At 74.1% G+C, this 11,456-nt stretch carries 10 protein-coding genes; 4 read left to right on the top strand and 6 right to left on the bottom strand.

All coding sequences use genetic code 11. From position 1 onward, the window contains the following. The first annotated feature begins 170 nt into the window (after positions 1-170). Positions 171-1,628, top strand: a complete 1,458-nt coding sequence (locus E1264_RS43875) for a hypothetical protein (protein WP_165964493.1) — start codon at positions 171-173, stop codon at positions 1,626-1,628. Between the two features lie 109 nt (positions 1,629-1,737). On the opposite strand, the gene E1264_RS32650 is transcribed toward E1264_RS43875, so the two are convergent. After that, positions 1,738-3,069 carry an aromatic acid exporter family protein gene (locus E1264_RS32650; protein WP_132179653.1) on the bottom strand — a complete coding sequence of 444 codons (1,332 nt, stop codon included), beginning with the start codon at positions 3,067-3,069 and terminating at the stop codon, positions 1,738-1,740. A gap of 74 nt (positions 3,070-3,143) precedes the next feature. Further along, positions 3,144-3,677, bottom strand: coding sequence for a CGNR zinc finger domain-containing protein (locus E1264_RS45630; RefSeq protein WP_243711305.1), 534 nt, complete (start codon positions 3,675-3,677; stop codon positions 3,144-3,146). Between the two features lie 82 nt (positions 3,678-3,759). Between E1264_RS45630 and E1264_RS32640 the strand changes: the two genes are divergently transcribed. Further along, positions 3,760-3,951 (top strand): hypothetical protein, encoded by a 192-nt coding sequence (locus tag E1264_RS32640; RefSeq protein ID WP_165964492.1) that lies wholly within the window; start codon positions 3,760-3,762, stop codon positions 3,949-3,951. Here the strand turns inward: E1264_RS32640 and E1264_RS32635 are convergent. Beyond that, positions 3,932-5,377 carry a glutamine synthetase family protein gene (locus E1264_RS32635; protein ID WP_207936524.1) on the bottom strand — a complete coding sequence of 482 codons (1,446 nt, stop codon included), beginning with the start codon at positions 5,375-5,377 and terminating at the stop codon, positions 3,932-3,934. The two genes, E1264_RS32640 and E1264_RS32635, sit on opposite strands and share 20 nt — an antisense overlap. A gap of 104 nt (positions 5,378-5,481) precedes the next feature. Here E1264_RS32635 and E1264_RS32630 point away from each other — a divergent pair, with 104 nt between their 5' ends. Next, positions 5,482-6,579 carry an amidohydrolase family protein gene (locus E1264_RS32630; protein WP_132179647.1) on the top strand — a complete coding sequence of 366 codons (1,098 nt, stop codon included), beginning with the start codon at positions 5,482-5,484 and terminating at the stop codon, positions 6,577-6,579. A 20-nt stretch (positions 6,580-6,599) separates the two neighbouring features. Then, positions 6,600-7,982 carry an FAD-dependent oxidoreductase gene (locus tag E1264_RS32625; RefSeq protein WP_132179645.1) on the top strand — a complete coding sequence of 461 codons (1,383 nt, stop codon included), beginning with the start codon at positions 6,600-6,602 and terminating at the stop codon, positions 7,980-7,982. 5 nt (positions 7,983-7,987) lie between these two features. Here the strand turns inward: E1264_RS32625 and E1264_RS32620 are convergent, their stop codons facing one another. The 3 genes from E1264_RS32620 to E1264_RS32610 form a co-directional block, all read right to left on the bottom strand. Further along, a complete protein-coding gene (locus E1264_RS32620) occupies positions 7,988-9,241 on the bottom strand; it encodes a hypothetical protein (RefSeq protein WP_132179643.1) in 1,254 nt (417 codons plus the stop codon). 65 nt (positions 9,242-9,306) lie between these two features. Continuing rightward, a complete protein-coding gene (locus E1264_RS32615) occupies positions 9,307-10,242 on the bottom strand; it encodes an MBL fold metallo-hydrolase (RefSeq protein ID WP_132179641.1) in 936 nt (311 codons plus the stop codon). A 21-nt stretch (positions 10,243-10,263) separates the two neighbouring features. Continuing rightward, positions 10,264-11,328, bottom strand: coding sequence for a rod shape-determining protein (locus E1264_RS32610; protein WP_132179639.1), 1,065 nt, complete (start codon positions 11,326-11,328; stop codon positions 10,264-10,266). Positions 11,329-11,456 lie beyond the last annotated feature (128 nt).

The following is an 11,456-nucleotide window of genomic DNA, read 5'->3' as shown; positions in this document are numbered from 1 at the left end:
CACATCCCCCGGGGGGTCTGGGGGGTCGGCCCCCCAGGGAGGGTAGGTCAGGACGACAGGTCCGACCAGTCCTTACGGTGCTGAGTCCATTTCGTGATGCGCCGCCCTGTTGATCAACCTTCCCGGCTCGTTCACACTGGCGCCTGCGATGATCTCTCCTTGGAGGTGCGATGTCTCCCCGCACATCCGTTACCGTCAGGCGCCTGCTCCAGGGCGGCGGCGCGGTCGCGACGGCCGCGGTGCTGATGGCCGGGACCGCCGCGGCGTGCCCGCCCGAGCCGCCCGGCGCCCAGACCGCCCAGGCCGGGCAGGCCGGGCAGGCCGCGTCCGAGGGTGAGGGCACCGGCGGCGGCCGGCACGCCGGGCACTACCACCGGGCGACCGCCGCGAAGGCGGAGTCCGAGGCGATCAAGGGCGTGCGGCGCGTCGGCGGGGTGACCGACGCCAAGGGCGCGATCTCGCTGATGTTCATCGACTACGGCCACGGCCGGCACAAGCGGACGATCATGTACGCGACCGGCGAGTTCGGGCTGAAGGCCTACGACGTGTCCGCCGACCCCCGCTCGCCCAAGCTGGTCGGGCAGCTGAACATGCCCGGCATGTGGGAGACCGAGGACACCGACTACGACCCCAAGCGCAAGATCATCTACCTGTCGCGTGACCCGCGCGCGTTCGGCGGGGACACCAAGACCGGCGAGTCCGGCATCTACGTCGTGGACGCGTCCAAGCCGGAGAACCTGCGGCACATCACCTACGTGAAGGTCCCGGCCGGGCACACGACCACCTGCGTCAACGACTGCAAGTACCTCTGGACGGGCGGCCCCGCCAAGGCGGACTGGATGCCCGCCGACTGGGGCGGGCGGCCCGTCTGGGTCACCGACGTCCGCAACCCGGCCAGGCCGAAGGTGTTCGAGAAGCCGATCGACACCGGCCGCAACGACGGCAAGACCGACTACACGCACGACATCCAGGTCGACTCCGACGGCGTCGCGTGGGCGTCCGGGCGCGGCGGCGTCCGCGGCTACCACACCTCCGGCCGGCACTACGACCCGGTGGCGAAGAAGTGGCGCAGGGCCACGGCCTACGACCCCGTCCCGTACGCGGGCGGCGGCCTGGACGAGGCCACCACCAACTCCACGTTCATGCACAACAGCTACCGCGCGACCGGGCGGACCCGGAACCAGGCCGCCGACCCGCGCAGGTGGGGCAACGGCAAGCTGATCTACGTCACCGAGGAGACCTTCAACGACGGCTGCGCCAACGACGGGCTGCTCGTCATCGCGTCGCTGGAGGGCTCCTACCGCGGCGAGGGCTGGCGCTCCACCCCGCAGGACCCGTTCCGCCTGCGCACGGTCGGCACGTGGGGCGTCGCGGGCAAGGAGGGCAGCGACCCGAAGAGCCTGGACTGCTCGGCGCACTACCTCGACGTCCGTGACGGCATCCTCGTCCAGTCGTTCTACGCGCAGGGCACCCGCTTCCTTGACGTCCGCGACCCGACGAACCCGCGCCAGGTCGCCTACTACCGCCCGGCGGACGCCTCCTCCTGGCAGCCGTACTGGCATGGCAAGTACGTATACGTCGCCGACAACACCCGTGGCGTCGACGTGCTGGAGCCGACCTTCCGCTGACCGGCCCCAGCTGAGGTCCATCCGCGCAGAGGCCCGTTCCTGACCCCCAGGGGCAACCCTCAGGAACGGGTCTCTGCCTTTGGCTTCCGGCCCTGGCCCGGGGCCTTCGTCAGCGCCGTGGCCAGTAGTCCTCGCCGGACTCGCGGGCGCTCCGCTCGGCCGCGTCCACGGCGGACCCGGCGGCCCGGCGGAGCTGGTGCCCGGCCCGCTGGACGGCCCGGACGGGACGCGCGGGCAGATGCCGGGACGCGCCGCGGTGCCGCCGCCACTGCTCGCGGGCGCGGGCCCGGTGCTCGACGCGCAGGTTCTCGATCAGCCGGTCCACGTCCATGGTCACCTCGCCGTACAGCGGCCACGGGTCCCCGGCCACGGCACGCTCGTGCAGCCTGCGGGCGAGCCGGGCGCGGCGCTCGCGGGCGACGTCCACGCGGACCTCCAGTTCGTGCTCGGCGAGGAACGGCCGCGCGTCGCGGGCCAGGTCGGCGCGCGCCAGCCGGCCGTAGGCGGCGACGCTGGCGGCGATCCCGGCGAGGGCGTCGCCGAGCTCGTTGCGCAGTGACCCGTCGGTCAGCAGCCGGCCCCGCTCCCCGAGCCGCTCGTCGTCGGCGAGCGCCCGGGTCAGGCCGCGCAGCGACAGCGTGAAGTGCTCCATCGTCTCCATGGCGTTGCGCAGCGCGACGCCCGCGTCGATGAGCCGCCGCGCCCGGGTCCGCGGGTTCAGCCGGACGCTCTCCTCGGCCGCGCCGAGCTCCTGGTCGGCGCGGGCCATCTCGCGGGCGAGCCGCTCGGCGTCGTCCTGCCAGCGGGCCGCCTCGTGGCCGGTCCGCTCGCCGCGCAGCCCGTCGGCGATGTCCTCGATCAGCGCGCGCAGCTTCTCGGTGATGTCCTGGACGGCCTCCTCCGCCGGGCGGACCCGCACCGACGGCGCGAGCAGCGTCGCGGCGAGCCCGGTGGCGGCGCCGATCAGCGTCTCCAGGACCCGCTCGGCCGCGCCGGTCTCGCTGGCCGCGCCCAGCGCGAAGATCAGCATCGCGGAGATCGGCGCCTCCAGGACGTGCTCGCGCAGCCGGAGCACGTGCCCGATGACCAGCGCGGCGAGGATCGTCAGGCCGAGCGTCCACCAGGAGAACCCGATGGTGCTCGCGGCCATCACCGCGACCAGCACCCCCGAGGTGACGGCGGCGACCCGCAGGATGCTCGCCCTGATCGTCTGGTAGACGGAGAACTGGACGACGAGCAGCGCCGTCAGCGGCGACAGCAGCGGCTTCGGCCCGCCCTCCGGCAGCACCTGCAGCGCCAGCACGTACGCGGCCACGGCGGTGATCGTCAGCCGCGCGATGCGGTACGCGTCGGACCGCGCCTCCCGGTGGACGACCGCGCGGTCGTCCCGGCGGGTCCGGCGGAACAGATCGGCTCGGCGGCGGAAGAACCCGGACGACATGCCGGACGTCCTTCCCGAAAGTCGGCAATTCCTCGGTAAAGCCGCTGAAAGCGAGACAGATCACGCCGGGATGGTCAGCCGCGGCGGCGGGCGCGGAAGGCGGCGACGTTCGTCCGGTTGGCGCAGGACTCCGAGCAGAAGCGGCGCCGCCCGGCCCGGGAGGTGTCGGCGTACACGCGGTCGCAGCCGTCGGCCGCGCAGACGCCCGTCCGGGTGAGCCCGTGCTCGACGATCAGCTCCGCGAGGTTCATCAGCGTCGTCGCGCGGAACCGGTCCGGGAGGCGGGACGACGGCGGCGCGTAGTGCATGTGCAGGCCGTGCGGCTCGTGGTCGGCGAGGTGCGGGTGCATCGGGACCTGCAGCAGGAGCCGGTTGAGCAGGGCCATCGCGTCCTCGACCCGCTCGGCCTCGAAGAACGGCCGCAGCGTCCGGCCCCAGATGCGGAAGTCGGGGGCGTCGTCGTCCCTGAACTGGCGCCAGAAGAACTCGTTCTCGCGCAGGATCCGGCGCAGCGCGTCGGCGGAGTCGTCACCGCCGGTGCTGGTGACGGCGTTGACCAGCGCCGCCGCGGCCGCCACCCCGTGGCTCTTGTATCCAGTGATCCGCATTGCCGTGGCCTCCGGTGGCATGCCATGCTGTAAACGACATACTAAATACAACCCTTACAGACTTCCACGGGGGATGTGTGCGGTGGAGGAATGCCCACGCTGCGGCTGGCCCGAGTCCGAGGCGTACGAGGTGCTCTCGCGCCACCTGACCTCGGAGGGCGTGGTGACCTACACCCGCTGCGCCTGCGGCGAGGTCCAGGTGCGCGTGCGGCGGTTCGAGCCGGGCCGGGCGGCGCCGATGCATCGGACGCGTCCTAGTGGCGCCAGCGGGTGACGGCGGTGATCTCCTCCGGCGACGCGCCGTCCAGCAGCGCGATCTCGCCGCGCCGGACCGCCGACACCGTGTCGGTGACGGCCTCGCCGAGCGCGTCCCGCAGGACGGTGTCCGCCTCGAACGCCTCCACCGCCTCCGCCAGCGACGCCGGCAGCGGCTCGATGCCGCGGGCCGCGCGCTCCGCCTCCGCCAGCGACGCCGGGTCGACCTCGACCGGCTCCGGGAGCTTCAGGTCGGCGCCGAGCCCGTCCCGCCCGGCGGCGAGCAGCGCGGCCAGCAGCAGGTACGGGTTGGCGGCCCCGTCCAGGCACTTGACCTCCAGGTTCGCCGCCCGGGACTGCTCGCCCTCCGCGCCGGTGACGAACCGCAGCGCCGCCTCCCGGTTCTCCAGCCCCCAGCACGCGAACGCGCCCGCCCAGTGCGACGGGACGAGCCGCAGGTAGCTGGCCACCGCCGGCGCCCCGACCGCCAGCAGCGCCGGCAGCCGCCGCAGGATCCCCGCGGCGAACGCCTCCCCGGCGGCCGTCATCCCGTACGGCCCGTCACCGCCCGCCATCGCGTTCACCGGCCCGGACGACGCGTTCTCCCGCCACAGGCTCAGATGGACGTGCGCGCCGTTGCCGACCGAGTCCGCCTCCACCTTCGGGGAGAACGAGGCGGCCAGGCCGTGCGCCATCGACACCGCCCGGATCGTCTCCCGCACCAGGACGGCGGTGTCGGCCGCGCCGACCGGGTCCTCCGCCACCACCGACACCTCGTACTGACCGGCCGCGTACTCGGGGTGCAGCTGCGCGACGGAGACGCCGGTCTCCTTCAGCGCCGACAGGACGTCCCGCAGGTATCCGGCCAGCTCGGTGACCCGCGTCATCCCGTACGCCGGGCCGCGGCACGCCGCGACGAAGCCGTCCCCGCCATCCTTTGCCCCGTCCCTCAGGGACACCGCCCATTCGATCTCGACGGCGGCCTTCACCGACCAGCCGCCCTCCGCGAGCCGCTCGGTCTCGCGCCGCAGCAGCGCCCGCGTGTCCAGCGGGTGGACGCCGCCGTCCTGCGCGTACCGGAGCGCGGGCGCGTGCGCCCAGCCCGGCAGCGCCGCCAGGACGCGGAGGCGGCCGAGGTCCGGGTGGAGCCGCAGGTCACCGGACGGGCCGCCGATGTGCTTGCCGGAGGTGATCGAGTCGTCCAGCAGGAACACGTCGAACACCGGCGACATCCCGACGCCCCACGTCGCCGCGTGCTCCAGCCGCCCCACCGGGACGGTCTTGGTCCGCGTGATCCCGCTGACGTCCACCCAGGTGAGCGCGACGGCCACGATGTCCTGCCCGGCCAGCCGCCGCGCGGTCTCGGCGGCCCGCCTGCCGAGCCGCGCGCGGGCGTGCGCGTCGAGGCTGTGCCCGGTGGGGACGATCTCAGGGGTCTGTTCCACGGTGCTGGCTCCCGATCGGAGTGGCGTCGGCGTGACGGGGCGACGGGTGACGCCCCGCACAGGCATCGTAGGGAGATCATCCCCTTACTGGGAGGAGACGGGCCGTGCTGGAATACCTGGAGTCGCTGCCGCTGGCCGACCACCACTGCCACGGCGTCCTCGACCGCGACCTGGACCGCGCGGAGTTCGAGGCGCTGCTGACGGAGGCGGAGGCGGCGGGCCCGCCGGGCGTCAGCACGTTCGACACGCAGGTCGGGTTCGCGCTGCGGCGCTGGTGCCCGCCCGTCCTGGGCCTCGACGCGCACGCGGAGCCGGACGCCTACCTCGCCCGCCGCGCCGAGCTGGGCGCGGCCGAGGTGAACCGCCGCTTCCTGGAGGCCGCCGGGCTCGCGGCCCTGTGCGTGGACACCGGGTACACGCCGCGGTCGCTCCTCGACCCGCCCGAGCTCGGACGCCTCGCGGGCGCGGCGGCGCACGAGATCGTCCGGCTGGAGAGCGTCGCCGAGCGGGTCGCGGTGTCCGGCGTCGACGCCGCGCGCTTCGCGGACGAGGTCCGCGCCCGCGTCCAGCGGCACGGCGCGGTCGGGGCGAAGTCGATCGCCGCGTACCGGGCCGGTCTGGAGCTGTCGGGCGACCGCCCGTCCCCGGCGCAGGTCACGGCGGCGGCCGGGCGCCTCATGGGGTCGGACGTGCCGCGCGTGCACGACGAGGTCCTGCACCGGTTCCTCGTCTGGTGCGCGGTCGACGCCGGGCTGCCGGTACAGTTCCACGTCGGGCTCGGCGACGTCGACGCCGACCTGCGCCGCGGCGACCCGCTGCTGCTCATCGAGCTGCTGCGCGCCATGGACCCCGTCCCCGCGATGCTGCTGCACAACTACCCGTTCCACCGGAACGCGGGCTACCTCGCCCAGGTGCTCCCGAACGTGTACGTCGACGCGGGCCTCGCGACCCACAACCTCGGGCACCGCTCGCCCGTGCTGATCGCCGAGCTGCTGGAGCTCGCGCCGTTCGGGAAGGTGCTTTACTCGTCGGACGCGTTCGGGCTGGCCGAGCTGTTCCACCTGGGCGCGCTGCTGTTCCGGCGCGGCCTCGCGGGCTTCCTCGCCGGGGGAGTGGACGACGGCGCCTGGACGGCCCGGGACGCCGAACGCGTCGCCGGCCTGGTCGCGTCCGGCAACGCACGCCGCGTGTACGGGATCTGAGAATCCGAGGGGGATGCGTCATGGCCGCACGGGAACGGCTGCTCGTCATCGGCGGCGACGCGGCGGGGATGAGCGCCGCGTCCCAGGCCCGCAGGCTCCGGAACGCCGACGACCTGGACATCCTCGTGGTCGAGCGCGGCCACCACGTGTCCTATTCGGCGTGCGGCATCCCGTACTACGTGGGCGGCGTGGTCGAGGAGCTCGACGACCTCATCGCCCGCACGCCCGCCGAGTTCGGCGAGCGCGACATCGGCGTGCGGCTGCGCACCGAGGCCGTCGAGATCGACGTGGAGGGCGGCCGGGTGCGGGTCCGCGACCACGAGGGCGGCGGCGAGCGGTGGGAGCCCTACGACCAGCTGATGGTCGCGACCGGTGCCGTCCCCGCACGGCCGCGGCTGCCCGGGGCGGACGCGCGCGGCATCCACGGCGTTCAGATCCTTGACGACGGGATCGGCATCCGCCGCGTCCTCGAACGGGACGAGCCGCGGCGCGCGGTCGTGGTGGGCGGCGGCTACATCGGCCTGGAGATGGCCGAGGCGATGGTGATGCGCGGCCTGGAGGTGTCCATCGTGGACGCCGCCGACCAGCCGATGCAGACCCTCGACCCCGACATGGGGGCCGTCATCGCCGACGCGATCCGCGACATCGGCGTGGACCTGCACCTCGGGGAGCCGGTCGAGGGCTTCGACACCTCCCCGGACGGGGACGTCACCGCCGTCCGCACCGCGAACGGGACGTACCCGGCGGACATCGTCGTCCTCGGGCTCGGCGTGCGCCCCGCCTCCGACCTCGCCCGCGCCGCCGGGATCGAGACCGGCCCGACCGGCGGCATCGTCACCGACCGGCGGATGCGGACCCGCACCGAGCGGGTCTGGGCCGCGGGCGACTGCGTCGAGACCCGCCATCTCGTCTCCGGCGCCCCGGTCGCGATCGCGCTCGGCACGCACGCCAACAAGCAGGGCCGCGTCGCCGGGATCAACCTCGGCGGCGGCTACGCGACGTTCCCGGGCGTCGTCGGCACCGCCGTGTCGAAGATATGCCGGATCGAGGTCGCGCGGACCGGGCTGAACGAGCGCGAGGCGGCCGCCGCCGGGTTCGACACGCTGAGCGCGGCCGTCGAGTCAACCACCCGCGCGGGCTACCACCCGGGCGCCACCATGATGCGGACCAAGCTGATCGCCGAGCGCCGCTCGGGACGGCTGCTCGGCGCGCAGATCGTCGGCGAGGAGAACGCCGCCAAGCGCGTCGACGGCCTCGCGATCGCGCTGTGGAACGGCATGACCGTCGAGGAGATGACGGGCCTCGACCTCGGCTACGCGCCGCCGTTCTCGCCCGTGTGGGACCCGGTCCTCATCGCCGCCCGCAAGGCCGCCGAGGCCGTCGAACGCGACATGACCGGCTAGGCGGCCTAGGCGAAGCGGCTGCTCGGGACCGGGCCGGGGGAGCGGACCGCGTCCCGCGGGCCGGTGAGCCACCGCCCGGCGACCGCCCGCGCGAACCCGGCGAGGGCCTCGTCGGGGTCGGGCGGCGTGGCGCCGTCGCCCTCGTCGTCCTCCGGGACGGCCCGGACGATCTCGGCCGCCAGCTCCTCCACGGGCCGCCCGTCCGCCGGGACGGTCTCGGTCTCGCCCTCGGGCGTCACCCGCAGCTGCTCGCCCCACGGCGCGACGATGATCTGGTGCAGGAGCCCGGTGACGTCGGCGCTGACGGCGGGCGGGTCCGTCCAGCAGGTGGCGCGCTCGAACAGGATCTGCCCCTCGGCGCGCTCCCGCAGCCCGTCCGCCTCGGTCTCGTTCAGGTCGTAGGCGACCACCAGGACGTCCGGGCGTCCGGGGGTGTACGGCTCAGCCGGGAGCCCGAGCGCCTCCGCCGCCGCGAGCCCCAGGATCCGGCTCGACCGGTCCGGCAGGAGCCCGACCGACGCGGGGCGGCGTCCGGCCGCGTCCAGGATCACCCGCAGCCGGTCGAGGACCCGGCGGCACGCCGCGAAGCCGTCGGAGGTGTACGCGAACCGTCCCGTCATGCCCTTGTCGAACCCGTACGGCGAGACCGTGGCGAGGATGGCGCCGCCGAGCGTGAAATGCCAGCCCCGCAGGTCCTCGGCGTCCAGCGGGCTCACGTCCCGCACGGCCCGCGCCCGGCCGAGCATCCGCGCGAGCCGGTCATGGGCGGGCGCCCAGTCGGCGTCGTCCGGGGCGGGCAGCGCCGTCGCCTCCCGGTCCGCCCGGACGAGGTCCCCGGCCAGCAGCGCGTTGCAGGCGAGCAGGTACCGGGCGGGCCACGGGTCCAGCGACACCACGTGCGGCTCCAGCGCGGCGACGGCCTCGGCGTGCCGGTTCTCCCGCTCCAGCGCCGAGACCAGCTCCATCAGCAGCGCCGGCTCCTCGGGCATCAGCTCCAGCGCCCGCCGCAGCGCCGGGATCGCGAGGAACGGCACGCCGCGCTCGATGCACGCGTACCCGAAGTCGTACAGCTCCTGCGGCCCCCGCGCGCGGACCATCGCGGCCGCCGCCCGCCGCATGTCGTCGAACCCGGACCGGGCCGCCGCGCCCTCCATGAGCGCCGCCACCTCGGCCAGGTCCATGCCGTCCGCGGTGAACCGCAGATGCCGGATGAGCCCGGCGATGTCCCCGCTGTCCAGAAGTGCCCGCGCTTCGCTCATGGGCGGCCACGCTACAACCGGCGCACACCAACATTCACGACATTTTCTCCTTGAGGTGCGGGCGCTCAGGCGCGGCAGGTCAGCGGGCGGCCGCCGTTGAACTCGATCATGTCGTCGAGCGCGGCGACCAGGTCGATCCGCGCGCCGGGTTCGAGACCGTCCAGCTCGGCGTAGGCGCGGTGCAGGTTGCCGACGAGCCGCTCGGCGTCGGTCAGCTCCGCGAACGGGCCGAGGTCGGCCTCCCGCGCGGCCTCCAGCGGCGTGAGCCCGGCCGCCTTCCCCGCCTTGGCCGTCGCCTGGACGAACCGGGCGTACCCGACCACGCGGTCGATCAGCTCCGGCCCCGCCACCGGCCCGTGCCCCGGGACGATCACCGCCGCGTCCAGCGGCGCGATCACCTCCTCCAGCACCTTGATCGCGCCGGACACCGACCCCTGCATCAGGAACGGGGTGCCCCCGTTGAACAGCAGATCGCCGCAGAACAGGACCCGCCGGTCGGGGATCCACACGATCGAGTCGTTGGTCGTGTGCGCGGGCATCCCGACATGCCGGACCTCGCACCGCAGATCGTCCACCCAGAGGGTCACGCCTTCGGTGTAGGTGAGGAACGGCGGCTCCAGCTCGACGGCGCCCCAGTCGACCTTCGTCCAGAACGGCTCGTCGAACGGCTTGCCCCACGCGATCGCGCCCGCCCGCGTCCCCTCGTGCCCGACGACGGTCGCGCCGGGGAACAGGTAGTTGCCGAACGTGTGATCGCCATGGTGGTGCGTGTTGACCAGCGTCCGCACGGGCCGCTCCGTCACCGACCGGATCGCCTCAAGGTAGGCGCGGGTCCTGCGCTCGGTAGAGCACGAATCCACGCTGGTCACGCCACGGGTCCCCACCAGGAAGCCGGTGTTGTTGATCCACCAGGTGCCATCCGGCTGGACGTAGGCGAACACCCCGTCCGAGACCTCCTGCAACCGCGGGCTTCCGGGACCCTCGTCGGGTGCGTCGCTCATGGGACCCGGAGTGTACGCCGGTCAGTACTCGAACTCGGGGACGGTCGTCACGAGATGCGGCCGCGGGGAGCTCTCCCTGGCGGACGGCTCCTGCGAATGGGCCGACCGCAGCACCTCCCCGGCGCCGAGCACGGCCGCGTCGCCGGTGTCGTCCCCGACCCGCGCGGCCAGCCCGGTCCGGTCGCGGATCAGCCGCTCCAGCCCCGGCAGCCGCGCGGACCCGCCCGTCAGCGTGATGCCGACGCTCAGCAGATCCCCGGATATCTCCGGGGAGCAGCCCGCGAGCCCCTGGCCGATCGCCTCGACGATCTCGGCCACGGGCCCGGCGATGGCCCGCCCGATGTCCACGGTCGTCAGGACGACCTCGCGCGGCATCCCCGTCGCCACGTCGCGCCCGTGCACCACCGTCTGCCGCACCGGCCGCCGCCCGAGCGGCGGCACCGCCCCGACCGCCAGCTTCGCGGCCTCCGCCGCCGACACCGACAGCGCGACGTTCTGCTCGCGCCGGACGAGCGCCACGATCGCGCGGTCCAGCGCCGCGCCGCCGACATGCGCGGTATGGGACGTCACGAGCCCGCCGAACGCGATCACGCCGACATCGGTGACGTCCGCGCCGATGTCGGCGATGACGGCGACCTCGGGCCGCGCCGACGACGTCATGCCCATCCCGATGGCGGCGGCGATCGGCGTCGGCACCAGCGTGAGGCGCCGCGCGCCCGCCTGGTACGCGGAGAACTGGAGGGCCCGGTAGTGCACCGAGCTCAGCCCGCTCGGCACCGTCACGACCAGCCGGGGGCGCGCCGTGTAGTGGCGCCGGTGGTGCTTGCGCACGAGGTGCCGCATCAGGTACTCGGCCTCGTCGGTCTCGGTGGGCGCGCCCCTCCGGATCGGCCGGACGAGGGCCACGTCGGGATTGCGTCCCGCCATCTCCTGCGCCGACCCGCCGAGCGCGAGGATGCGCCCGGTCCGCCGGCATCGGGCGAGCAGCGACGGCTCCCGGCAGACGACACCGCGGTCTCGGACATGCATCCGCACGGTGGCGCTGCCCAGGTCGATAGCGGTGTCCCGGCCCGCGAAGTCCCACATCGCGTCCCTCCCAATCGCCCCGAAAGTCGCAAGAGCCCTGATGATGCCCGTGCGTCCGGTACCGATGCCCACGCCCGAGTAAGCGAATGGCAACGTCCTGGCGATCACCCACCCGAAATTTCGGGAAC

This window comes from Actinomadura sp. KC216, assembly GCF_004348535.1.
In the GTDB taxonomy this organism is placed as follows: Bacteria; Actinomycetota; Actinomycetes; order Streptosporangiales; family Streptosporangiaceae; genus Spirillospora.
Note: the sequence above shows the minus strand (reverse complement) of the source record. Positions and strands in the feature narration are given on the sequence as shown.

Bases quoted from the DNA above. Each gene is read 5' to 3' on its own strand.
- E1264_RS43875 (WP_165964493.1), top strand. From the start codon at position 171: ATGTCTCCCCGCACATCCGTTACCGTCAGGCGCCTGCTCCAGGGCGGC.
- E1264_RS32650 (WP_132179653.1), bottom strand. From the start codon at position 3,069: ATGTCGTCCGGGTTCTTCCGCCGCCGAGCCGATCTGTTCCGCCGGACC.
- E1264_RS45630 (WP_243711305.1), bottom strand. From the start codon at position 3,677: ATGCGGATCACTGGATACAAGAGCCACGGGGTGGCGGCCGCGGCGGCG.
- E1264_RS32625 (WP_132179645.1), top strand. From the start codon at position 6,600: ATGGCCGCACGGGAACGGCTGCTCGTCATCGGCGGCGACGCGGCGGGG.
- E1264_RS32620 (WP_132179643.1), bottom strand. From the start codon at position 9,241: ATGAGCGAAGCGCGGGCACTTCTGGACAGCGGGGACATCGCCGGGCTC.
- E1264_RS32615 (WP_132179641.1), bottom strand. From the start codon at position 10,242: ATGAGCGACGCACCCGACGAGGGTCCCGGAAGCCCGCGGTTGCAGGAG.
- E1264_RS32610 (WP_132179639.1), bottom strand. From the start codon at position 11,328: ATGTGGGACTTCGCGGGCCGGGACACCGCTATCGACCTGGGCAGCGCC.